The 22,162-nt window shown below is 66.4% G+C and carries 23 protein-coding genes, 3 tRNA genes and 1 pseudogene; 19 read left to right on the top strand and 8 right to left on the bottom strand.

Annotated features, from left to right (window positions below; all coding sequences use genetic code 11):
* The first annotated feature begins 1 nt into the window (after position 1).
* From ASD05_RS16335 to ASD05_RS16320, 4 genes are all read left to right on the top strand, one after another.
* Positions 2-1,291, top strand: a complete 1,290-nt coding sequence (locus tag ASD05_RS16335; protein ID WP_056594593.1) for a TIGR02270 family protein — start codon at positions 2-4, stop codon at positions 1,289-1,291.
* 11 nt (positions 1,292-1,302) lie between these two features.
* On the top strand, positions 1,303-1,470 hold the full coding sequence (locus tag ASD05_RS30475; protein ID WP_200955446.1) for a hypothetical protein: 168 nt from the start codon (positions 1,303-1,305) through the stop codon (positions 1,468-1,470).
* An 89-nt stretch (positions 1,471-1,559) separates the two neighbouring features.
* The gene (gene tagH, locus ASD05_RS16325; protein ID WP_056594588.1) at positions 1,560-3,212 is read left to right on the top strand and encodes a type VI secretion system-associated FHA domain protein TagH; all 1,653 of its coding nucleotides are present in this window, start codon (positions 1,560-1,562) and stop codon (positions 3,210-3,212) included.
* Positions 3,213-3,248: 36 nt separating this feature from the next.
* Entirely contained in the window at positions 3,249-4,040 is a 792-nt protein-coding gene (locus ASD05_RS16320; protein ID WP_056594585.1) for a PP2C family protein-serine/threonine phosphatase, read from the top strand.
* Between the two features lie 98 nt (positions 4,041-4,138).
* Here the strand turns inward: ASD05_RS16320 and ASD05_RS16315 are convergent, their stop codons facing one another.
* The 5 genes from ASD05_RS16315 to tssA form a co-directional block, all read right to left on the bottom strand.
* Positions 4,139-4,678, bottom strand: coding sequence for a peptidoglycan-binding domain-containing protein (locus ASD05_RS16315; RefSeq protein ID WP_056594582.1), 540 nt, complete (start codon positions 4,676-4,678; stop codon positions 4,139-4,141).
* Between the two features lie 85 nt (positions 4,679-4,763).
* Positions 4,764-5,243 (bottom strand): Hcp family type VI secretion system effector, encoded by a 480-nt coding sequence (locus ASD05_RS16310; protein WP_056594579.1) that lies wholly within the window; start codon positions 5,241-5,243, stop codon positions 4,764-4,766.
* 152 nt (positions 5,244-5,395) lie between these two features.
* Positions 5,396-6,889 carry a type VI secretion system contractile sheath large subunit gene (gene tssC, locus ASD05_RS16305; protein ID WP_056594575.1) on the bottom strand — a complete coding sequence of 498 codons (1,494 nt, stop codon included), beginning with the start codon at positions 6,887-6,889 and terminating at the stop codon, positions 5,396-5,398.
* 32 nt (positions 6,890-6,921) lie between these two features.
* Positions 6,922-7,437, bottom strand: coding sequence for a type VI secretion system contractile sheath small subunit (gene tssB / locus ASD05_RS16300; protein ID WP_056594572.1), 516 nt, complete (start codon positions 7,435-7,437; stop codon positions 6,922-6,924).
* Positions 7,438-7,488: 51 nt separating this feature from the next.
* Positions 7,489-8,526, bottom strand: coding sequence for a type VI secretion system protein TssA (gene tssA / locus ASD05_RS16295; protein WP_056594570.1), 1,038 nt, complete (start codon positions 8,524-8,526; stop codon positions 7,489-7,491).
* 71 nt (positions 8,527-8,597) lie between these two features.
* Between tssA and tssJ the strand changes: the two genes are divergently transcribed.
* Entirely contained in the window at positions 8,598-9,110 is a 513-nt protein-coding gene (gene tssJ, locus ASD05_RS16290; RefSeq protein WP_056594568.1) for a type VI secretion system lipoprotein TssJ, read from the top strand.
* A 58-nt stretch (positions 9,111-9,168) separates the two neighbouring features.
* Here the strand turns inward: tssJ and ASD05_RS16285 are convergent, their stop codons facing one another.
* The gene (locus tag ASD05_RS16285; protein WP_056594566.1) at positions 9,169-10,512 is read right to left on the bottom strand and encodes a DotU family type IV/VI secretion system protein; all 1,344 of its coding nucleotides are present in this window, start codon (positions 10,510-10,512) and stop codon (positions 9,169-9,171) included.
* Positions 10,513-10,755: 243 nt separating this feature from the next.
* Here ASD05_RS16285 and ASD05_RS16280 point away from each other — a divergent pair, with 243 nt between their 5' ends.
* Positions 10,756-11,451, top strand: coding sequence for a response regulator transcription factor (locus tag ASD05_RS16280; RefSeq protein WP_007830939.1), 696 nt, complete (start codon positions 10,756-10,758; stop codon positions 11,449-11,451).
* A 17-nt stretch (positions 11,452-11,468) separates the two neighbouring features.
* Here the strand turns inward: ASD05_RS16280 and ASD05_RS16275 are convergent, their stop codons facing one another.
* Complete coding sequence (locus ASD05_RS16275; RefSeq protein WP_056594648.1) at positions 11,469-12,005, bottom strand: Rrf2 family transcriptional regulator; 537 nt, start codon at positions 12,003-12,005, stop codon at positions 11,469-11,471.
* A 184-nt stretch (positions 12,006-12,189) separates the two neighbouring features.
* Here ASD05_RS16275 and gph point away from each other — a divergent pair, with 184 nt between their 5' ends.
* Positions 12,190-12,885, top strand: a complete 696-nt coding sequence (gph, locus tag ASD05_RS16270) for a phosphoglycolate phosphatase (RefSeq protein ID WP_157610133.1) — start codon at positions 12,190-12,192, stop codon at positions 12,883-12,885.
* A 24-nt stretch (positions 12,886-12,909) separates the two neighbouring features.
* On the opposite strand, the gene ASD05_RS16265 is transcribed toward gph, so the two are convergent.
* Positions 12,910-13,515, bottom strand: a complete 606-nt coding sequence (locus tag ASD05_RS16265; RefSeq protein ID WP_056594561.1) for a chalcone isomerase family protein — start codon at positions 13,513-13,515, stop codon at positions 12,910-12,912.
* Between the two features lie 348 nt (positions 13,516-13,863).
* Here ASD05_RS16265 and trpE point away from each other — a divergent pair, with 348 nt between their 5' ends.
* The 12 genes and pseudogenes from trpE to tuf all read left to right on the top strand — a co-directional run.
* Positions 13,864-15,366 carry an anthranilate synthase component I gene (gene trpE, locus ASD05_RS16260; RefSeq protein WP_056594559.1) on the top strand — a complete coding sequence of 501 codons (1,503 nt, stop codon included), beginning with the start codon at positions 13,864-13,866 and terminating at the stop codon, positions 15,364-15,366.
* A complete protein-coding gene (locus ASD05_RS16255) occupies positions 15,363-15,755 on the top strand; it encodes a GxxExxY protein (RefSeq protein WP_056594556.1) in 393 nt (130 codons plus the stop codon). Before trpE ends, ASD05_RS16255 begins: the two co-directional genes overlap by 4 nt.
* Positions 15,752-16,336: an aminodeoxychorismate/anthranilate synthase component II gene (locus ASD05_RS16250; protein ID WP_056594553.1), complete on the top strand. Its 585-nt coding sequence runs from the start codon at positions 15,752-15,754 to the stop codon at positions 16,334-16,336. Before ASD05_RS16255 ends, ASD05_RS16250 begins: the two co-directional genes overlap by 4 nt.
* Before the next feature lie 6 nt (positions 16,337-16,342).
* Positions 16,343-17,404: a low-specificity L-threonine aldolase gene (gene ltaE / locus ASD05_RS16245; RefSeq protein WP_056594549.1), complete on the top strand. Its 1,062-nt coding sequence runs from the start codon at positions 16,343-16,345 to the stop codon at positions 17,402-17,404.
* Between the two features lie 16 nt (positions 17,405-17,420).
* Complete coding sequence (locus tag ASD05_RS16240; RefSeq protein ID WP_056594547.1) at positions 17,421-18,080, top strand: LysE family translocator; 660 nt, start codon at positions 17,421-17,423, stop codon at positions 18,078-18,080.
* A gap of 22 nt (positions 18,081-18,102) precedes the next feature.
* A complete protein-coding gene (trpD, locus tag ASD05_RS16235; RefSeq protein WP_056594544.1) occupies positions 18,103-19,125 on the top strand; it encodes an anthranilate phosphoribosyltransferase in 1,023 nt (340 codons plus the stop codon).
* Between the two features lie 27 nt (positions 19,126-19,152).
* Positions 19,153-19,953 (top strand): indole-3-glycerol phosphate synthase TrpC, encoded by an 801-nt coding sequence (gene trpC / locus ASD05_RS16230; protein WP_056594541.1) that lies wholly within the window; start codon positions 19,153-19,155, stop codon positions 19,951-19,953.
* On the top strand, positions 19,950-20,657 hold the full coding sequence (locus tag ASD05_RS16225; protein ID WP_056594538.1) for a uracil-DNA glycosylase: 708 nt from the start codon (positions 19,950-19,952) through the stop codon (positions 20,655-20,657). Before trpC ends, ASD05_RS16225 begins: the two co-directional genes overlap by 4 nt.
* A gap of 106 nt (positions 20,658-20,763) precedes the next feature.
* Positions 20,764-20,849: transfer RNA gene (locus tag ASD05_RS16220), tRNA-Tyr, on the top strand.
* 65 nt (positions 20,850-20,914) lie between these two features.
* Positions 20,915-20,988: transfer RNA gene (locus ASD05_RS16215), tRNA-Gly, on the top strand.
* A gap of 41 nt (positions 20,989-21,029) precedes the next feature.
* Positions 21,030-21,104, top strand: a tRNA-Thr gene (locus ASD05_RS16210).
* Positions 21,105-21,177: 73 nt separating this feature from the next.
* Positions 21,178-22,162: pseudogene (gene tuf / locus ASD05_RS16205) on the top strand (elongation factor Tu); the annotation flags it as partial.

Here is a 22,162-nt window from a genome sequence, read left to right as displayed (position 1 = left end):
CATGACCGCCGCAACCGTTCCCCGTCACGCTGCGATTGCGGTTCCGCTGGTCGTGATGCGCCATACCGAGGAAGTCGCATTGCTCTGCAATCAGCGATTCTTCCTTGCGAGCTCCGCACACGCGAAGCTCCATCACTTGCGGCGTCTCGACGACCGGCTTGCTGCGCATCTCGACGGGCTGGTGGTTGCCCGCGAGGAGGGCAGCAAGGCGTCCGACGAAGCGCTGGCCAACGCGGGTCGCGGCGAGGTCTTTGCCGCGACCGTGCTGGCACTCGACAACCGCGATCTGCGGCGGCTGGAACTCCTGCTGGGCATCGCCGAGCAGGTGCCGGACGTGCGCGATGCCATCGCGCTGGCAGGCGGATGGGCTTCCGCGGAATCGCTGCGCGGGATCGCGAAGGACATGCTCGACTCGCCCCATCCGTTTCATCGCAGCGTCGCGATCGCCGCCTGCGACTTTCACATGGTCGATCCCGGCGAGATGCTGCATGCGGCCGTCACCGACGCGGATGCGACGCTGCGTGGGCAGGCGCTGCGTGCCGCTGGCGAGTGCGGCAGGCGCGATCTTGTCGCGGCCTGCATCGGCGCGTTGGGCGACGAAGACGTCGATTGCCGATTCTGGGCTGCCCGGTCGGCCGTGCTTCTGGGTGAACGTCATCGACCTGTGCGCGTTCTGCATGACGCGACCCTGCTGGCGGGAACACGGCACGGTGCGCAGGCCCTGTCGCTGTTGTTCAAGCTTGCGAACCCGACGCAGGCGGCGCCGCTCCTCACCGAGATGCTCGACAAGCCGGACCATGTGAGGGACGCGATACGTTGCGCTGGGACAGTGGGCGACCCGAGGCTTGTGCCGTGGCTCATTGCACAGATGAACGAGCCTCGGCTCTCGCGGCTGGCGGGCGAAGCATTCAGCACGATCACCGGACTTGATCTTGCCTGGCTCGACCTTGAACGCAAGCCGCCCCAGGACGTCGAGTCCGGCCCCGGGGATGCCCCGGAAGACGACGACGTCGCGATGGACGAAGACGACGGATTGCCCTGGCCCGACCCGCTGAAGATCCACGCCTGGTGGGAGGCCAACGCGCACGGCTTTCAGGCCGGCGAACGCTATTTCATGGGCGCCCCACCGTCCTGGGCGCATTGCGCCGACGTGCTGAAGAACGGCTACCAGCGACAGCGCATCGCCGCAGCGGAATACCTCTGCCTGCTGCGGCCGGAGAGCAAGCTCTTTCCCACGAGCGCGCCGGCATGGCGTCAGCAGCGATGGCTCGCGCAGTGGCCGCACGCGTAGGCGAATTGCCGATGGCCGCGAAGTACATCCTTGCCGCGTTCGCCGTTGCCTTCCTGGTGGCAGCTGCATTGCGCCGCGCGAAAGTACGCACACTGCGCGACCCCGCCATCCGCACCTGGCTGTTCATCGCCCTCGTCTTCACAGCCATCGCCGCCTTGCTGCAACGGCATACCTCTTAAGGCGAGATTGCCAACATGCCCCACGGAATGAATACTCCTTGCGAGGTTGTTCGGGCGTATTCAGGCACAGAGCCTTCGGGGGCCGATTCATGATCCATATCGCTGTCATCACCCGGCAAGGCGCCCCGGCGGGGCAGTCCATCGCCGCGGACTTCGGACCCAATGGCGGCACCATCGGCCGCGCCGACACCAACACGCTCGTGCTCGTCGACCCCGACCGTACGGTTTCGCGCGTGCACGCCCAGGTGCTGTGCCGCGACGGGCAGTACTTTCTCATCGACCGCGGCAGCAACCCGATGCAATGCAATGGCGTGTCGCTGGGCTCGGGCAAGGAAGTCGCGCTGGCCGATGGCGCGCGGCTGGTGGTCGGCAGCTTCGAGCTCACGGTGCGCGTGACGGCCGACGCCGCGCCGCCGTCGCTGGCCATCCCGAACACGGTGCTGGGCGGGCCTTCCGCCGCCGCAGCGGCACCGTCGAGCGACGACCCCTTCGCCGACCTGCTGGCGGGCCTCGCGCCGCCGGCTGCACCGGCTGCATCTGCACCCGCCTCCGCTCCCGCTGCGGCACTGCCCGATTCGCTGCTGTTCCCCGACCCGATGGAGAGCGGCTCGCGCAACGCGCAGGCCGCGCAGATCGATCCCTTCGCGAACCTGCTCGGACCCACGCCGTCGTCCGCGCCCGCGGCCGGCCTCGGCGCGCTCGACGATTTCTCCGACCTCGGCGCACCGCCCCCGCACGGCAAGGCCGCGGGCATCGACGAGCTGTTCGGCGGCATGGGCGGCGGTGGCGGCATCGGAGGCGATCCGCTCGCGCTGTCGCCGCTGGCCGATCCGCTGCTGCAGCCCAACACCGCGTCCAATGCCGACCCGCTGGCGGCCCTGCAGCAAGCGGCGCCTCCCACGCCCACGCCGCGCTCCGACCATCTTCCGATCGACCAGTTCGGCTTCACGCCGCCGAAGGCCATCACGCCGTCTCCGCCGCCGCCCGTGCAACCCGTGGCGCAGTTCGACGACGAGACCGGCCAGCCGATCCGCATCAGCGGGCCCGAGGGGGCTGCCAAGCCGCTCGAACCGCCTGCGCCCGCGGTCCACGTCGCACCGCCGCCTCCGGTCCCGCGCCCCGCAGCGCCCGCGCCCGCCCGTATGGCCACCGACGACGAGCTGCTCGCCGCCTTCCTGCGCGGCCTCGCCAGCACGCACCAGCCGCCCGAGATGCTCACGCCGGGCCTGATGGAGCGCATCGGATCGATGCTGCGCAGTGCCACCGAGGGCACGCTGCAGCTGCTGCTCACGCGCCAGGAGTTCAAGCGCGAGGTGCGCGCCGAGGTCACGATGATCGCGTCGCAGGCCAACAATCCACTGAAGTTCTCGCCCACGGTCGAGGTGGCGCTGGCCCATCTGCTGGGCCCTGGCGTGCGTGGCTTCATGCCGCCCGAGGCCGCGATGCGCGATGCCTACAACGACCTGCGCGCACACCAGTTCGGTGTGATGGTGGGCATGCGCGCGGCGCTGGCCCATGTCATCGCGCGCTTCGAGCCGGCCGAACTGGAGAAGAAGATCAGCGCGAAGTCGGCGCTCGACGCGCTCTTCAGCGCCAACCGCAAGGCCAAGCTCTGGGACCAGTTCGTGTCGCTCTACGGTGGCATCGCGAGCGAGGCGGAGGACGACTTCCACAGCCTCTTCGGCAAGGCCTTCCTCGAAGCCTACGAAGAGCAGATGGCGCGCCTCAAGTCCGAAGCCTGACGACAACTACAACCGCATCACCCGCGAGGCACCCGCTTGGAAATCGAAATCGTCACGCTCTCCCGCCAGGGCGGCCGCACCTACAACGAAGACGTCCACGGCCACTGGCACGACGAGCGCTATGTCGCCTGCCTGGTGGCCGACGGCGCGGGCGGCCACGGCGGGGGCGACGTGGCCGCGGCCACCGCGCGCAGCAGCGTGCTGGGCGGCTTCTCGGCCGCGCCGGGGCTCGACGAGCCCACGCTGCGCCGGCTGGTGGAGCAGGCCAACGTCGACGTGGTGGCGCGGCAGGCCGAAGGCGGCAAGCTCGCGGGCATGCGCTCGACCATCGTGTTCGCGGCCATTGACCTCGAGGACCACGCGCTGGCCTGGGTGCACAGCGGCGACAGCCGGGCCTACCTGTTCCGCGGCGGTGCCATCGTGGCGCGCACCACCGACCACAGCCTGGTGCAGCAGATGGTGGCCGGCGGCATGCTCGACGAGGAGGGCGCGCGGCTGCATCCGCAGCGCAACATGCTGCTGTCGGCGCTGGGCTCTATCGAGGAGGCGCCCGACATCGCCGTGTCCGACCGCATGCGCCTGCTGCCAGGTGACGTGCTGCTACTGTGCAGCGACGGCGTGTGGGAGCCGCTGGGCGACGAGCGCCTGATCGACACGCTGCACGCTTCGCGCACGCCCAGCCAGTGGACCGAGCTGATCGACGCGCAGGTGAAGGCCAACGCCAAGCCGGGGTACGACAACTACACGGCGCTCACGCTGTGGGTCATCGAGGATGATGGCGACGACGCGACGCGGCTGCTGCCAGAGAGCGTTGCCTCGGCCGACTGACTCTTGAATTGCTTCGAACCAAAGACAAGGGCCTGGAGCACCGTCCATCGGACGATCGCTCCAGGCCCTTGGCCGTTGCCCAGGGGCGGGGCGGAAACTCAGATGCCGCCCGTGACCGGAACTCTCGCGGGTGCGCCGTAGGCGTACTTGCTGGCCGTCTTCTTGACCCGCTTCAATGCGCTGCGCAGCAACAGCGGCATGTCTTCCCGGTTGGGCAGGTTGGTGTAGTTGTCGATCCCCTGCTCCTTGCAGAAGTTGGCGCAGCCGTTGTTGAGCAGGTCGAGCGCGTAGCGCGAATGGCTGATCGTGCTGGACGTACCGGGGTCCCGGAACGGGTCGAAGATGCCGTCCGGCAGGACCTTGCGCCCGGTCGCAACCATCTGCTGCTGGAAGTGCGTGATGTGCTTCTGCGTGACCGGTCCGTAGTAGCCGTCCACGCCGATCACTTCGGTCTGTCCGGGCGGCGGGTCGAAGTCGTGGTTGAAGCCCATCAGCTCGTAGTAGAAGATCTTGAACAGTGCCTGCACCAGCATCACGTCTTCACGCGTGTTGGAGCCGATCCGGCCGACCGACCAGTCGATGTTGTAGGTGGTGAGCAGCGCGCCGCTGTCGCCAATGGTTGGGGTGCTGAATGCCATCGCATTGCTCCGGTGAGGGACGCGTAAGGGGGCGGGCCAGGCACGGTGCCGTGCCTGAATCCGTACTCGACGAATCCGCTTTCGGTCAGCGGGTTTCGGTGGTCGCCACGTTCCAGCCGAACTTGACTTCGCCACCCGCAGCGCCCTTGTCGTCCTGGGCCTTGTAGGCGAACTCGATGTCCTTGAACGAGCACAGCACCTGTTCGTGCACATCGCCGCCCTGCGCGCCGCCGGGGGCGACGCTGGAGATGAAGACTTCCTTCATTGTGACCTTGAGGTACTCCTGCTGGCCTTCGCCCGACTTGCGGCAGGTCATGATCATGTCCTTGAAGTGCTTGCCGCTCACACAGTTCTTGGCGAGCACCGGAGATGCCTTGTCGTAGGTGTGCGTGAAGTGGAACTCACCGGGCGTGGCCTTGCCCTTGCCCGAGCCGCCGCCGGAGCCGGAGCCCGACGAGTTGCTCACGTTCCAGGTCCACGACGAGATCTCGATCTCGTCCTTGTGGTCCTTGTGGGAAGACTCGCCCTTGACGCCGTCGAGCTTGATGTGAAAGTCAGATGACATGTTCCTACTCCTTGGAACCCGATTTGCGTTCGGGCGGTTGATGACTGGGTTGAAGACGAAGGCTGCCGGCGGTTTGAAGACACGACCGATACGCGGCAGCTACAGAGAGAACGAAACGGAACCGGGAATTTCAAGAAAACCCGCGGGACTTTTCAGGTGCCGCCCTTGGTCGAAGGCAGCTTCGACACCAGGCGCAGCGAGACCGTGAGGCCCTCGAGCTGGTAGTGCGGGCGCAGGAAGAACTTGGACGTGTAGTAGCCCGGGTTGCCTTCCACTTCCTCGACGATCACCTCGGCGGCGGCCAGCGGCTTCTGGGCCTTGGTGGTTTCGGACGAGTTGGCGGGGTCGCCGTCCACGTAGTTCATGATCCATTTGTTGAGCCAGCGCTGCATGTCCTCGCGCTCCTTGAAGCTGCCCACCTTGTCGCGCACGATGCACTTGAGGTAGTGCGCGAAGCGGTTGCAGGCAAAGAGGTAGGGCAGGCGCGCCGCGAGGTTGGCGTTGGCCGTGGCGTCGGGGTCGTCGTACTCGGCCGGCTTGTTCAGCGACTGGGCGCCGATGAAGGCCGCGAAGTCGGAGTTCTTGCGGTGGATCATCGACAGCAGCCCAGCCTTCGACAGCTCGGCCTCGCGCCGGTCGCTGATGGCGATCTCGGTCGGGCACTTCTGGTCCACGCCGCCGTCGTCGCTCGGAAATGTGTGCAGCGGCAGGTTCTCCACCGCGCCGCCCGACTCGATGCCGCGGATGCGCGAACCCCAGCCGTAGAGCTTGTACGAGCGGTTGATGTTGGTCGCCATGGCATATGCGGCATTGGCCCAGGCGTACTTGCTGTGGTCGGCGCCGGCCGTGTCTTCCTCGAAGTCGAACTCTTCCACCGGGTTGGTGTTGGCGCCGTAGGGCGTGCGCGCCAGGAAGCGCGGCATGCACATGCCGATGTACTTCGAGTCGTCCGATTCGCGCAGGCTGCGCCAGCCGGCGTACTCAGGGGTGGAGAAGATCTTGGTCAGGTCGCGCGGGTTCGCGAGTTCCTGCCACGACTCCATCTGCATCAGGTTGGGACTGGCGCCGGTGATGAAGGGCGCATGCGCCGAGGCTGCGATCTTGGCCATCTCGCCGAGCAGTTCCACGTCCGGCGGGCTCTGGTCGAAGTGATAGTCGCCCACCAGCGCGCCGAAGGGCTCGCCGCCGAACTGGCCGTACTCCTGCTCGTAGATCTTCTTGAACATCGGGCTCTGGTCCCAGGCCGCGCCCTTGAACTTCTTGAGGTTCTTGGCCAGCTCCTGCTTGGAGATGTCCATCACGCGGATCTTGAGGTTCTCGTCGGTCTCGGTGTTGTTCACCATGTAGTGCAGGCCGCGCCATGCACTCTCGAGCTTCTGGTAGTCGGGGTGATGGATGATCTTGTTGACCTGGTCGGTGAGCTTGGCGTCGATCGCGGCGATCATGGCCTGGATCGACCGGGTCACGTCCTTGCCGATGACGGTGCTGTTGGCCAGCGCCTGCTGCGCCAGCGTGAGCACCGCTGCTTCGACGGCGCTCTTGGCTTCGTCGCTGCGCGGCTTGAATTCCTTCTGCAGCAGCGAAGAAAAGTCGCTGCCTGCATACGCGACATCTTTCAGCGCGCTCTGTTCGAGTGCTTCGGCCATGGTGGTTTACTCCTCGTGTGCTCGGATGGGTGTCAGGCGGCGGACGCGCTGCCGTCTTCGGGTTTCTTGCTCGCGGCCAGCGTCTGCAGCAGGGCCGGGTCTTCGAGCACCTTGGCCAGCAGGTCCTCGGCGCCGCCCTTGCCGTCCATGTAGGTGACGAGGTTCGACAGCTGCGTGCGCGCCTCGAGCAGCTTGTTGAGCGCACCGACCTTGCGCGCCACGGCGGCGGGCGAAAAATCTTCCATGTTCTCGAAGGTGAGTTCCACCTTGAGGTCGCCTTCGCCGGTGAGAGAGTTCTCCACCGCGAACGCCGCGCGCGGTTTCATGGCCTTCATGCGCGAGTCGAAGTTGTCGACGTCGATCTCCAGGAACTTGCGGTCGACCACCGGCGCGAGCGGGTCGGCCGGCTTGCCCGACAGGTCGGCCAGCACGCCCATCACGAAGGGCAGCTGCACCTTCTTCTCGGCCCCGTAGAGCTCCACGTCGTATTCGATCTGGACCCGGGGCGCCCGGTTGCGGGCGATGAATTTCTGACTGCTCTTGGCCATGGAGATGCTCCTTGCGGGTGTGAATGGGTGCGGGTGTCGGGAAGGGCGGGCTTATTCGGACGGGCGGCGGCCGGTGACCGTTTCGATGGTGTCCATCGCGTTCGGCGCGAGGTTGGCCATGATCTCGAGAAAGCTCACGCCGATGAGCTTCTTGGCACGCTCGATCAGCAGCGGCGCGGGGTTGCCGGGCTCGGCCTGCTCGAGGTAGCGGATCACGCGGTCGAGCATCTGGAGCGCGTCCTGCCGGTTCTGGATCTCGCCGCGCATCGCGGTGGGACGGGCGGTGGTGCCGGCCGCCTGCGATTCGTCGGCTTCGGCATCCGCACTCGCTGGCGCTTCGTCAGGCGTGCCAGCGGCGGCGCCGCACGCTTTCTTCAGCACCTGGGCAACGGTGCGAAGCGGGGTCAGGTCGATGGCGTCGGCGCGGCCGGTGCGATCGACCAGCAAGGCCCGCAGTTTCTCGAGGAGGGCGGGCACGTCCATCGCGGTTCGCAGCGGTTCGGGCTGGGACGCGTGGATGGCCTCGAGGCCGCCTTTGACCTGCGAGGCCGAGTAGGTGGCTTCGCCGCTCACGGCGCCCAGTGCGTTGTGGGCGACGGCGATGTCGCGCACGCGTATCGGCCCCACGCCGGGTGCCACACCCACCTGCGCGTCGTACAGCTCTCGCAGCATCGTCTGGCTCTCGTCGCAGAAGGGCGCGAGCGCGTTCAGGCGCATCGTCGGGTCGTTGTCGTCGTCGGCATCCAGCTTTGGATGTATGCCTTCCCAGAAGGTGTCGAGCAGACCCGTCAGCAGTTGCAGTCCGGCAACGAAGCCGGGCACGCCTTGCAGGTGCGTCGATGCGCGCAGCAGCAGCACCGCGGCCCGCACGTCCTTGCTGCGGCGCAGGATGCTCCCGGCCTGCTCGCCCACTTCGCGCCACTCGGGTTCGACCGCAGGGATCACGGTGTCGCCGAACTGCTGCTCGGGCTTGCGCTGCGCGGCCGCCACCAGCGCCATGAAGTCCGCGTCGTACTCGAGATCGTCGCCGCACGGAGAGGCCTCGCCGATGGGCGCGAGCAGTGTGGCTGCAAGTTCGTTGGTCAGCATGTTGCCTGTTGGAGTTCGCTGGTGATAATCAAAGATGCGTCTTGACCGGTCAATGCAACGAAGGGAATAGCATGCACACGCTGGGTACACACCATTCGTCCTATGAAGGCTTCCTTGCCGCTGCAACGCGGCGCCGCATTGCGGTCTTTGGCCTTGCTGCAGCGGGTCTTTCGATCGCGGGCTGCGCAAGCAAGCCGGTCGTCACCACCGTGGCCGTCACGCTCACGGCGGGCACCGACGCCAACCCCGATGCGCGCGGCCGCGCCTCGCCGCTCACCGTGCGCGTGTATGCATTGAAGTCGCCAGGTCCCTTCGAAGGCGCCGATTTCTTCTCGCTGTTCGAGAAGGACCAGGCCACGCTCGGCGCGGAGCTGGTGCAGCGCGAAGAAGTGCTGCTGCGGCCCGGCGAGACGAAGAAGCTCGACTTCAACCTGCCGCCCGATGCGAAGTCCATCGGCGTGATGGCGGCGTTCCGCGACCTCGACCGCGCGCGCTGGCGCGAAGTGCGGCCCGTCACTACCGGCAAGGCGCAGACGCTCGACGTGAACTTCAGCGCTCGCGCGATCCGCGTCGACGCGAAGTGAGCGCAGCGCCGCAAACCGCAGCGCCGCGAGAAGCGGTGTGCGGGGAACGGCAACGCGTTCAACGCGGGACGGTTTCGAGGAACACGAAGTCCGCGATCAGCCGCTCGCTGTTCTTGCTCGCCGCCAGCGCCTCGCGCAGTCGCAGCAGGTAGGCCGAGGCCAGCTCGAAAGGCGGCCGGCCGGATGTTTCTGCAAAAGGCGTCGGCGACGACAGCACCGTGATCAGCACGCTGCCGAAGGGCGGGCTCACCAGCCAGCTCGATGGGACGTCGCGGCCGAGCTCTAGGGGCTCGCCGGCCCGCAGCCGCGTGGGCGCCTGTCCGGCGTTGAGGTGCATGACCGAGCCGTCGGCGGTGTAGTAGTCGACCCAGATGTAGCTGTCGTGGCGCGGCGCCACCACCCGCACGCGCACGCCGTCGCCCTCGCGCAAGTCGCCTTCGCGGGCCGAAGGTGCTTCCACCTCCAGCCCATAGGCCTTCTCGCGGTTGCGCGCCTGGTAGGGCTTGAGGATGGCGAACACCTCGCAGTGGGGCCACACGCGCAGGCCGATGTCGAATTGCGGCGCTTGCACGCCGGGAATCGCGCTCACTTCGCTCTCGACCCGCGGCAGGTCGCCGGGCACCGAAACGAAGCCGGTGACGTGCGTGCGGCCCTCGGGGTCGATGCCGGCCGTGAGGTCGGCGCAAGCGAAAGTCTGCAGGTGCTGCTCCACGCGCTGGCCCGGGCCCGCGGCGGTGGCCGGCGGTCCGGTGGACCACAGCCACAGCAGGTAGAGCAGCGGTAGCATCAGCGCCAGCGCGGCACTGCTGCGCAACAGCGTGCGGTCGCGCCGGCGCGTGTCGCTGGGGCCGCGCGGGCCGGGCACGTCGTGGGGCTGGGGCGCGACGCGGTCCTGCACTGGGCTGCCGGTGGACAGCGGGCGCAGCTGAAGCTGGCGGCCGTGCAGTTCCTTGAGCTTGCCGAGCTCGCCGTGGTCGCCATCCTCGAAGTAGTACTGGCCCTTGAAGCCGAGCACCAGCGCATGCCAGTACACCTCGCGCACGGGGTCGTCCTGTGGGGTCAGGGCCGACAGGTGATGGAAGAACTCGCTGTGCGCGTTGTTGGAGTTGAAGAGCTGCACCTGCAGCGGGGCTGCGCCAGCCGTGTTGACGGCAGCGGTAGCGCCGGGATGGCGCGCGAGGATTTCGTCGATCCAGGCCACCATTGCGAAGGTTGCCGATTCGATCTGCGCTGCGGGCGTGCCCGAGGCCTCGGCGGCGGCGCGCGCCGCATCGAGCAGCTGGCGGGCCTGCTGCTGTGCGGTCTCGTGCGGCAGCAGCGGCGGCGCGCCGGCCGCAATCGACGCGTCCAGCGCGAGTCCGAACGAGATGAAGCTGGAGAAGCAGTCGAGAAGGCGAGCCATGCGTGGGCTCGTTCAGCCATGCGTTGCGAAGGATGCCTTGCGCCGGAGTCTGCTGCGATGGCACATGCCCATGTCCCCGGTTTCTTCGAGTAGGCGTTCATTCTTTCAAATGGCTCTCGCCCCGCGCCATACCGCTTGGGGTCTATGCCGTTGGTGGGGCCGCCGCCCTTGCTGCACGGGGCATTCGCCGGTATCTTCAGCGCCTGCAATTCACTGCACGCTGGGACACGGGGAAAAAGCATCATGAAAATCCTGATCGCCGACGACCACCGGCTCGTCATCGAGGCGGTCAAAGCCAAGTTGTCGGAGCTGGAGCCTGGCATCGAATTCGTTCTGGCGATGAGCGTCGACGAATTGCTTGCCGGAGCCACCGACGATCTCGACCTGGCCCTGATCGACCTCAACATGCCCGGCGCCGACGGCCAGGCCCACATCGACGAAATCCGCCGCCGCCATCCGGCCGTGCCGCTGATCGTTCTGTCGGGCTACGAAGACCCGGCCATCATGCGCAGCGCGCTCGAACGCGGCGTGCTCGGCTTCATTCCGAAGGCCTACTCGCCCGAGGTCATGCTCTCGGCCGTGCGGCTGGTGCTGGCCGGCGGCGTGTACGTGCCGCCGATGATGCTGGCTGCGCTGCCGCCCGGCATCGTGGCCGGCGTGGCGCCGCAGGCCGGCGCCGAGGCGCTGGTGCGCAGCGGCAATGGCGGCGCTGGCAGCCAGACTCTGGAGCACCTGCGCAACGTGCTGACGGAGCGGCAGGTCGAGGTGCTGCAGTTGCTGTCGCAAGGCAAGCCCAACAAGCTGATCGGGCGTAGCCTCGGCATCAGCGAGGGCACGGTGAAGATCCACCTTGCGGCGATCTTCCGCGCGCTGAATGTGCGCAACCGCACCGAGGCGGTGGTGGCGGCGCAGGCGCTGACCGAAGCGCAGCAGGCCTGAGCCCGCACGCGTGGCGTTCAGCGCTTGGCGAACACGCCGTTCCAGGCGAACACGGAGTTCGGCGCATTCACGCGCATCGGCGTGACGGCGGAGATTTGCGGGGGCTGTCTCTTCGTCGGCGCTTCGTGCTCGACGCGCACGCCCTTGGCGAGTTGCTCTTCGACCAGGCTCTGCAGCGTGACAGAGCCCAGAAACTCCATGACATGGTGCTTGGCGGAGGCCCACAGCGCGTCGGTCGAATAGCAGCCCTTGCCACCGGTGTCCTTCTTTGGCGAGGCATCGGTGTCCGCCATGGGCTGGCCATCGACCGAGGCGAGGATGTCAGCCACGGTGATTTCGGAAGCCCTGCGCGTCAGTGTGTAGCCGCCTCCGGGGCCACGCGTTGCCTTGATCAGCGCATGCTGGCGCAGCTTGCTGAAGAGCAACTCCAGCGAAGAACGGGCAATGTGTTGCCGTTGGCTGATCGACGCCAATGGCACGGGGCCGTCCCGCTCGCGCATCGCGACATCGATCATGGCCGTCAAGGCGAAGCCGCCCTTCGTCGTGAGACGCATGGAGTGTTCCTCGGTGGTGAGTTTTGCAAACGATGAGCGGTAGGTGTGCAAAAGACCGGGAAAAGTTTCCGACGCGTGGCGGCGGCATTTTTGAAACAATATGCAGAACGCCGTGGGCTCCCGCCGTTGAGGGGTGCGGCCGCTTTCGATTTTCCTGTTGCTCTCTGCCTTGAACTCTTTTCACATGGACCACACCCACTTCGACGCAGCCATCGTCGACCTCGACGGCACCATGGTCGACACGCTCGGCGACTTCGCCGCGTCGTTGAACCGCATGCTCGACGACCTCTCGCTGCCGCATGTGGCGCCTGCCGCCATCGAGGCGATGGTGGGCAAGGGCTCGGAGCACCTGATCCATTCCGCGCTCGTGCACGTGATGGCGCCGTCGGGTGCCGGCGCTGCCGAGGCGAAGGCCCATGCGCTGTTCGATCGCGCGTGGGAGCGCTACCAGCATCACTACCTTGCCATCAACGGACAGCATTCGGCGGTATATGCCGGCGTGATCGAGGGGTTGAAGGCACTGCGCGCGCGAGGCCTCAGGCTGGCCTGCCTCACCAACAAGCCGACTTCGTTCGCCAAGCCGCTGCTTGCCGGCAAGGGCCTCGACGGCTTCTTCGATCTGGTGTTCGGCGGCGATGCCTTCGAGCGCAAGAAGCCCGATCCGCTGCCGCTGCTCAAGACCTGCGAAGCACTGGGCACCCAGCCCGCGCGCACGCTGATGATCGGCGACTCGAGCAACGACGCGCGCGCCGCACGTGGCGCGGGTTGCCCCGTGGTGCTCGTGACCTATGGCTACAACCACGGCGAGCCGGTGCGCGGCGTCGATGCCGATGGCTTTGTCGATTCGCTGGCCGAGTTCGGGGCAGCCGCGATGCGATAGCGGCGCTGCCTGCTTGTTGCCCGGCTATTGCTTGCCGAGCAGCGCGTCCTTCAGTTTCCAGTCGGCCGGATTCGGCCCCAGCCAGATGCGCAACAGCGCGTTGAAGAAGGCCTGTTCCCTGATCGGATCGGGCTGTGCCACGCCGCGCACGGTGATCACCGTGCCGGTGCCGGGCAGCCAGTCGATGGTGAAGGTGTCGCCGGCCTTCAGCTGTTTCTGGTCGGCGAACATCTGGCCCATGCGCAGCAGGCCGGGAATAAGGTTGACCATCTCGCTCTTGGGCGAGTTGTCTTCCACGCCCTTGGTGAAGAGCTTGCCGAGCTCGTTCGCGTCGATGTCGCGCAGCATGGTGATGGCCACGCGCTTGGCGCCCGGCGTGGCCAGTGCCTCTTCGGTGGTCGATGCCTTCTTGCTCATGTACAGGCCGGCCGTGTAGACCTTGAAGATGGCCTTGTAGCGAATGCCCGCGCCATTGAGCACCAATGGGGTGCCGCGCAGATCCATCTGGTCTTCGAGCTTGACGCCGGCCACGTCGACCTGCGCGGCCGAGGCGCCGAGGGCTGCGGTGGCCAGGCAAGCGCCCAGGAGGAGGCGCGATAAGAACGCGCCCGGAAGCGAAAGAGCGGTCAACGGGGACTCCTTGGAATTTTGCGAACGGTCGTGCGAATGTATCTTTTCGTTTTACGTTTCGCCCTCGGGGGAACCCTCAAAACCGAGGTTCGCGGCTCGCGGTGCACGCTTGCGCGTTTTCGTGGGCTAAACTCCGCGGCTCATATGTTCGTTCATCACATCATTCAAACAGGTGAAGGCAGCCGGGGAGCCTGGCCCTGGCGTCGCCATACTTCGCTGACTGTTTGATTGCACGGCGCACGCCGTGCGCCCGCGGTTCCGGATCGACACACACGACGACGCCGGACCATCCGTGAATGACCTTGCCACGGCCAAAGGAGCGCCGGCCGGCAACTGGAGAACGAATCCGTGATCACCGAACTTGAATTCAAGAGCCTCAGCGCCCAGGGCTACAACCGCATTCCGCTGATGGCCGAGGCCTTTGCCGACCTCGAAACGCCTCTATCCCTTTATCTCAAGCTGGCCCATTCGCAGGGCGGCGGCAAGCACAGCTTCCTGCTCGAATCCGTGGTGGGCGGCGAGCGCTTCGGGCGCTACAGCTTCATCGGCCTGCCGGCGCGCACGCTGCTGCGTGCCTCGGGCTTCGGTGCCGAAGCCGTCACCGAGGTGGTGACCGACGGCCAGGTGGTCGAGACCGCCAAGGGCAATCCGCTGGATTTCGTGGCCGACTACCAGAAGCGCTTCAAGGTCGCGCTGCGGCCCGGCCTGCCGCGCTTCTGCGGCGGCCTGGCCGGCTACTTCGGCTACGACACCGTGCGCCACATCGAGCGCAAGCTCGAGAACAGCTGCCCGCCCGACACGCTGGGTTGCCCCGACATCCTGCTGCTGCAGTGCGAGGAACTGGCGGTCATCGACAACCTCTCGGGCAAGCTCTACCTCATCGTCTATGCCGACCCCAAGCAGCCCGAGGCCTATGCCGTGGGCAAGCGACGCCTGCGCGAGCTGAAGGAAAAGCTCAAGTATTCGGTGAGCGCGCCCGTCGTGAAGCCCACGCAGCCGCATCCGCCGGAGCGCAGCTTTGCCAAGGCCGACTACCTTGCGGCCGTGGAGCGCGCCAAGGAAATGATCGCCGCCGGCGACTTCATGCAGGTGCAGGTGGGCCAGCGCATCAGCAAGCGCTACACCGAGTCGCCGTTGTCGCTGTATCGCGCGCTGCGTTCGCTGAATCCGTCGCCCTACATGTACTACTACAACCTGGGCGATTTCCACGTGGTGGGCGCCTCGCCCGAGATCCTGGTGCGCCAGGAGAACACGGGCGACGGCGAGCAGAAGATCACCATCCGCCCGCTGGCCGGCACGCGCCCGCGCGGCGCATCGATCGAGCTCGACAAGGCGGCCGAGGTGGAGCTCATCAACGACCCGAAGGAGCGCGCCGAGCACGTGATGCTGATCGACCTCGCGCGCAACGACATCGGCCGCATCGCCAAGACCGGCACCGTGAAGGTGACGGAAGCCTTCGCGGTCGAGCGCTACAGCCATGTGATGCACATCGTGAGCAACGTCGAAGGCACGCTGAAGGACGGCATGACCGCCATCGACGTGCTCAAGGCCACCTTCCCGGCCGGCACGCTGACCGGCGCGCCCAAGGTGCATGCGATGGAGCTCATCGACCAGCTGGAGCCCACCAAGCGCGGCCTGTACGGCGGCGCATGCGGCTACATCAGCTATGCGGGCGACATGGATGTCGCCATCGCGATCCGCACCGGCATCGTGAAGGACCAGATGCTCCATGTGCAGGCCGCGGCCGGCGTGGTGGCCGACTCGGTGCCCGAGCTGGAGTGGAAGGAAACAGAGGCCAAGGCGCGCGCGCTGTTGCGTGCCGCCGAACTGGTCGAGGAAGGCTTGGAATGAGCACCGCACCCGACATTCAGAACGACTTTTCGCACGAGATCATCGGCGCCGCCGTCGAGGTGCAGCGCGTGCTCGGCACGGGGCTCGACGAAGGGGCTTATGCCGCGGCGCTGGCCATCGAGCTCGCCGAGCGCGAGATCGGCTTTGCGCGCGACGTGGCGCTGTCCGCCAGCTACAAGGGCCGCTCGCTCGGCGAGGTGTACCGCGCGGGCTTCGTGGTCGAGCAGTCGGTCATCGTCGAACTCAGGGCGGTCGACGTGCTGACCGACCTGCATCGCGCCCAGGTGCTGGCCGCGCTGCGTCTTTCGGGCCTCAAGCTGGGCCTTCTGATCAACTTCAACGTGTTCCCCGTCGTCAAGGGCGTGCACCGGATTGTGAGCAAGCCATGAAACTGCTGATGATCGACAACTACGATTCGTTCACCTACAACATCGTCCAGTACCTCGGCGAGCTGGGTGCGGACGTGCAGGTGCATCGCAACGACGAGATCACGGTGGCGCAGATCGGCGAGCTGATCGCTTCCGGCGTCACGCGTCTCGTGGTGTCGCCAGGGCCTTGTTCGCCTGCGGAAGCGGGCGTTTCGGTGGCGGCCATCGAGGCCTTCGCGGGCAAGCTGCCCATTCTTGGCGTGTGCCTCGGCCACCAGGCGATCGGCGCGGCCTTCGGCGGCAAGATCGTGCGCGCGCAGCAGCTCATGCACGGCAAGACCAGCGAGATCACGACCACGCGCGAAGGCGTGTTCGCCGGGCTGCCCGGGAAGTTCATCGTCAATCGATACCACTCGCTCTCCATCGAGCGCGAGAGCTGCCCGAAGGCGCTGGCGATCACCGCGTGGACCGACGACGGCGAGATCATGGGCGTGCGGCACACAGGCTTCGCGCACGACGTGCGCATCGAAGGCGTGCAGTTCCATCCCGAATCGATCCTCACCGAGCACGGCCACGCCATGCTCAAGAACTTTTTGGACTGACCCGCCATGACAGAACGCTCCTCCATCGTCGATCTGCGCAGCGACACCGTCACGCAGCCCACCCCCGCGATGCGCGAAGCCATGATGGCGGCGCCGCTGGGCGACGACGTCTTCGGCACCGACCCGAGCGTCAATGCGCTGCAGGAAAAGATTGCAGGCATGCTGGGCTTCGAGGCCGCGCTGTTCGTGCCCACGGGCACGCAGAGCAACCTCTGCGCGATCCTGTCGCACTGCGGCCGGGGTGACGAGTACATCGTCGGCCAGCAGGCGCACTGCTACCGCTGGGAAGGCGGCGGCGCCGCGGTGTTCGGCAGTGTGCAGCCGCAGCCGCTCGACCACGCGCCCGACGGCACGCTGCCGCTCGCGCAGATCGAGGCGGCGATCAAGCCCGACGACGCGCACTTCGCCCGCACGCGGCTGCTGGCGCTGGAGAACACGCTGGGCGGCAAGCTGCTGCCTTTCGAGTACGTTCAGGCTGCGACCGATCTGGCGAGAAGCAAGGGGCTGCAGCGGCACCTCGACGGCGCACGGCTCTTCAATGCGGCGACCGCGCAGGCGGCATTGAACAATCGCAGCGACATCCGCGCGGAGGCCCGCCGCATCGCGCAATGTTTCGACAGCGTGTCGGTGTGCTTCAGCAAGGGGCTCGGCGCGCCCATCGGCTCTGCGCTGGTGGGTTCGCGGGAGTTCATCGCGCGGGCGCACCGCATCCGCAAGATGGCGGGCGGCGGCATGCGGCAGGCGGGGCTTCTGGCTGCAGCGGCTTCGCATGCGCTCGACCGCCATGTCGATCGTCTCGCCGACGACCACGCGCTGGCGCAGCGCCTGGCGCAGGGGCTCGAAGGCATCGAAGGGCTGAAGGTCGAGGCGCCGCACACGAACATCGTGTTCGTCGATCTCGTCGGCGCCGCGCAGGCGCGTTCTTCGGAACTGCTCGCGAGCCTCAACGCGCAGGGCATTCTCGCGACCGGGCTCTACCGCCTTCGCTTCGTGACGCACCTCGATGTCGATGCCGCCGGTGTCGACCGGGCCATCGGCGCGATCCGCGCCTTCTTCGACAAGTCCTGAGTGCTGCGAGAACGCGATGCCTGATCTTCCTCATCTGCTCGCCTTCATCGCCGCCGGCTGGCTGCTGAACCTGACGCCGGGCCCCGACGTGCTGTACGTCGTGACCAACTCGCTGCGCTCGGGCGTGCGTGCCGGCGTCATGGCGGGGCTTGGCATTACGGCAGGCTGCTTCGTTCACATCTTCGCCGCCGCGGTCGGCGTCGGCACGCTGATGGCGACATCCGCCACGGCCTTCACCGTGCTCAAGTACATCGGCGCGGCGTACCTGCTGTACCTCGGTGTGCGCACGCTGCTGTCGCGCGCGAAGCCGCCGGCCGACCTGGAGGCCGTGGCCGCCGTGAGCGAGACGCGCAGCCTCAAGGCGATCTTCCTCGGCGGCTTCTGGACCAACGTGCTGAATCCGAAGGTTGCGCTGTTCTTCCTGGCCTTCGTGCCGCAGTTCATCGCGCCGGGCACCGACAGCAAGGCATTGGCCTTCGTGTTGCTGGGCGTGCTGTTCAATCTCAACGCCATCCCCGTCAACGTCGGATGGGCCATGGCGGCGAGCTGGATGGCACATCGCAGTGCCGTGCAGAAAGGCATGCACTGGCTCGACCGCGCCGCCGGCGTGCTTTTCATCGGCTTCGGCCTCAAGCTCGCGTTCACCGACGCGCCCGCCGTTCGCGTCGGTTCCTGACGCACTTTCCAGGAGACTTTCCATGATCACCCCCCAGGAAGCGCTGCAGCGCACCATCGAACACCGCGAAGTCTTCCACGACGAGATGCTGCACATCGTGCGCCTCATCATGAGCGGCGAGTGCTCGCCCGTGATGATGGCTGCGCTGATCACCGGCCTGCGCGTGAAGAAGGAAACCATCGGCGAGATCACCGCCGCCGCGCAGGTGATGCGCGAGGTGTCGACCAAGGTGCCCGTGACGGACACGACGCACCTCGTGGACATCGTCGGCACCGGCGGCGACGGCTCGCATACCTTCAACATCTCGACCTGCTCGATGTTCGTCGCGGCCGCCGCGGGTGCCAAGGTGAGCAAGCATGGCGGGCGCAGCGTGTCGAGCAAGTCGGGCAGTGCCGACGTGCTGGAGTCGCTGGGCGTGAACATCAACCTGAAGCCCGAGCAGATCGCGCGCTCCATCGAGGAGTGCGGCATCGGCTTCATGTTTGCGCCGAACCACCACCCCGCGATGAAGAACGTCGCGCCGGTGCGCAAGGAGCTCGGCATCAAGACGATCTTCAACATCCTCGGGCCGCTGACGAATCCGGCCGGTGCGCCGAACATCCTGATGGGCGTGTTCCACCCCGACCTCGTGGGCATCCAGGTGCGCGCTCTGCAGCGGCTAGGCGCCGAGCATGCGGTGGTGGTCTACGGCCGCGACGGCATGGACGAAATTTCGCTCGGCGCGGCCACCATGGTGGGCGAACTGAAGGACGGCGAAATCCGCGAATACGAACTGCATCCGGAAGACTTCGGCTTCCAGATGTCGAGCAACCGCGCACTGCGCGTGGAGACGCCCGAACAGTCGAAGGCGATGCTGCTCGGCGTGCTCGACAATCACGCCGGCCCCGCGCTCGACATCGTGTTGCTGAATGCCGGCGCCGCGCTGTACGCGGCGAACGTGGTCGATTCGGTGGCGGCGGGTGTGGAGCGCTCGCGCGCGGCCATCGCGTCGGGCGCGGCGAAGGCCAAGCTGGCCGAACTGGTCAAGGCCTCCGCGGCCGTCTGAGCCTCAAGAAACCGGAACCCCAAAGCTATGTCCGACATCCTCGACAAGATCGTTGCCGTCAAGCACCAGGAAGTGGCCGCGGCCCTGAAGCGCGCGCCGCTCGAAGCCGTTCGCTTCGACGCCGAGAGCCGCGTGCTGACGCGCGATTTCGAAGCCGCGCTGCGCGCCAAGATCGCCGCCGGCCATGCCGCCGTGATTGCCGAAGTCAAGAAGGCCAGCCCGAGCAAGGGCGTGCTGCGCGAGGACTTCATTCCCGCCGACATTGCGCAGAGCTATGCCGAAGGCGATGGAGAGATCAGTGCCGCCTGCCTTTCGGTGCTGACCGACAAGCAGTTCTTCCAGGGCGGTGTGGACTACCTCAAGCAGGCCCGCGCCTCGTGCGACCTGCCGGTGCTGCGCAAGGATTTCATCATCGACGCGTACCAGGTGTACGAATCGCGCGCGATGGGCGCCGATGCGATCCTGTTGATCGTCGCGTGCCTCGACGACGCGCAGATGAAGGACTACGAAGCCATCGCGCGCGGGCTGGGCATGGCGGTGCTGGTGGAGGTGCACGACGCCGCCGAACTCGACCGCGCGCTCAAGCTGAAGACCGCGCTGATCGGCGTCAATAACCGCAACCTGCGCAACTTCGAGGTGTCGATCCAGGCGACCATCGATCTGCTGCCCAGGCTGCCGGCGGACCGCCTGCCTGTCACCGAATCGGGTATCGCCACGCGCTCAGACGTGGCGACGCTGCGCGCGGCCGGCGTCAATGCCTTCCTGGTCGGCGAGGCGTTCATGCGCGCCAAGGAGCCCGGCGAGGCCCTCGCTGCGTTGTTCAAATGAGCCGGCCCGATCAGCTGTCGAGCAGCAATCCTGCCGACTGGCCGGTAGCACCCGGCTGGCAGCCGCTGGTCGACGACTTTTTTGCCGGCCCCGTCGGGCAGAAGGTGCTGGGCTTCCTGCGCGAACGCCTCGATGCGGGAGCCGTGATCTTTCCGCCGCAGCCGCTGCGGGCGCTGGAACTCACGCCGCCCGAAGAGGTGCGCGTGGTGATCCTGGGCCAGGACCCGTACCACGGACGTGGCCAGGCCGAGGGGCTGGCGTTCTCCGTGGCGCCCGGCGTGGCGCTGCCGCCGTCGCTGCGCAACATCTTCAAGGAGCTTCAGCGCGACCTCGGCGCGCCGCAGCCGCCGTTTCCCAATCCGGGCGGCAGCCTGGTGAAGTGGGCGACGCACGGCGTGCTGTTGCTCAACACCTGCCTGACGGTCGAAGAAGCGCAGCCCGCAAGCCATTCCGGCCGCGGCTGGGAAGTGTTGACGGATGCCGTCATCCGCCATGTTTCGGCTGGCGCCAAACCTGTTGTTTTTATGCTCTGGGGCTCGCACGCGCAGAGTAAGCGCGCGTTGATCGACGTTGGGCGCCATAAGGTGCTGATGTCGAATCATCCGTCGCCTCTTTCGGCGCTGCGCCCGCCCGTGCCGTTCATCGGCTGCGGTCATTTTGGCGAAGCGCGCGCATGGCGGGAGGCACAGCGGCCGGAGGGTTGAACTTCGGAGATAATCGTGGGCTCACGCCTCGGGCAGTTCTTCCGCATCTTCTTGATGTTGGGATTTCTGGGTAGTCACAAAACCGTGCTATATTTCGAGGTTCGCCGGAGAGGTGGCCGAGTGGTTAATGGCAGCAGACTGTAAATCTGCCCTCTTACGAGTACGCTGGTTCGAATCCAGCCCTCTCCACCAGCGATGAATTTGGTTTCTAGGAGCGATTGGATCTAGCGCTTTGGGTGCCTTGAAGTGCCCCTGATGCGGGAGTAGTTCAATGGTAGAACCCCAGCCTTCCAAGCTGATGACGCGGGTTCGATTCCCGTCTCCCGCTCCAGAGATCCGGTTCGGCGCAGGAATGCGATTTGGTTAGACAAAGCCCTTTTGGCTCAGTGGTAGAGCACTCCCTTGGTAAGGGAGAGGTCGCGGGTCCGATTCCCGCAAAGGGCACCAGTTTTTGGGGGTTGCAACGGCAGCTTTGCAACCCATCTGCATACGTTGAAAACGTTTTTTTCGGAGTCGAAAAATGGCAAAAGGTAAATTCACCCGCACCAAGCCGCACGTGAACGTGGGCACGATCGGTCACGTCGACCACGGCAAGACCACGCTGACGGCGGCGATCGCCACGGTGCTGTGGCCAAGTTCGGCGGCGAAGCCAAGGCCTACGACCAGATCGACGCGGCTCCTGAAGAAAAGGCYCGCGGCATCACGATCAACACCGCGCACGTCGAGTACGAAACGGCCAACCGCCACTACGCACACGTCGACTGCCCCGGCCACGCCGACTACGTGAAGAACATGATCACCGGCGCCGCCCAGATGGACGGCGCCATCCTGGTGTGCTCGGCCGCCGACGGCCCGATGCCCCAGACCCGTGAACACATCCTGCTGGCTCGCCAGGTGGGCGTGGGCTACATCATCGTGTTCCTGAACAAGTGCGACATGGTYGACGACAAGGAACTGCTCGARCTGGTCGAAATGGAAGTCCGCGAACTCCTCGACAAGTACGAATTCCCCGGCGAYGACACCCCCATCATCCACGGCTCGGCCAAGCTCGCCCTCGAAGGCGACAAGGGCGAACTGGGCGAAGGCGCCATCATGAAGCTGGCCGAAGCCCTCGACACCTACATCCCGACGCCCGAGCGCGCCGTGGACGGCACCTTCCTGATGCCCGTCGAAGACGTGTTCTCGATTTCGGGTCGCGGCACCGTCGTGACCGGCGCTGTCGAGCGCGGCGTGATCAAGGTCGGCGAGGAAATCGAGATCGTCGGCATCCGCCCGACCGTCAAGACCACCTGCACCGGCGTGGAAATGTTCCGCAAGCTGCTGGACCAGGGCCAGGCTGGYGACAACGTCGGCGTGCTGCTGCGCGGCACCAAGCGCGAAGAAGTCGAGCGCGGCCAAGTGCTGTGCAAGCCCGGCTCGATCAAGCCGCACGTGCACTTGCGCGAAGAAGTCGAGCGCGGCCAAGTGCTGTGCAAGCCCGGCTCGATCAAGCCGCACGTGCACTT

Origin of the sequence: Variovorax sp. Root434, assembly GCF_001426595.1 — a bacterium.
Taxonomy (GTDB): Bacteria; Pseudomonadota; Gammaproteobacteria; order Burkholderiales; family Burkholderiaceae_C; genus Variovorax.
The sequence above is the reverse complement of the archived record's forward strand: the minus strand, read 5'-3'. Positions and strand labels throughout refer to the sequence as shown.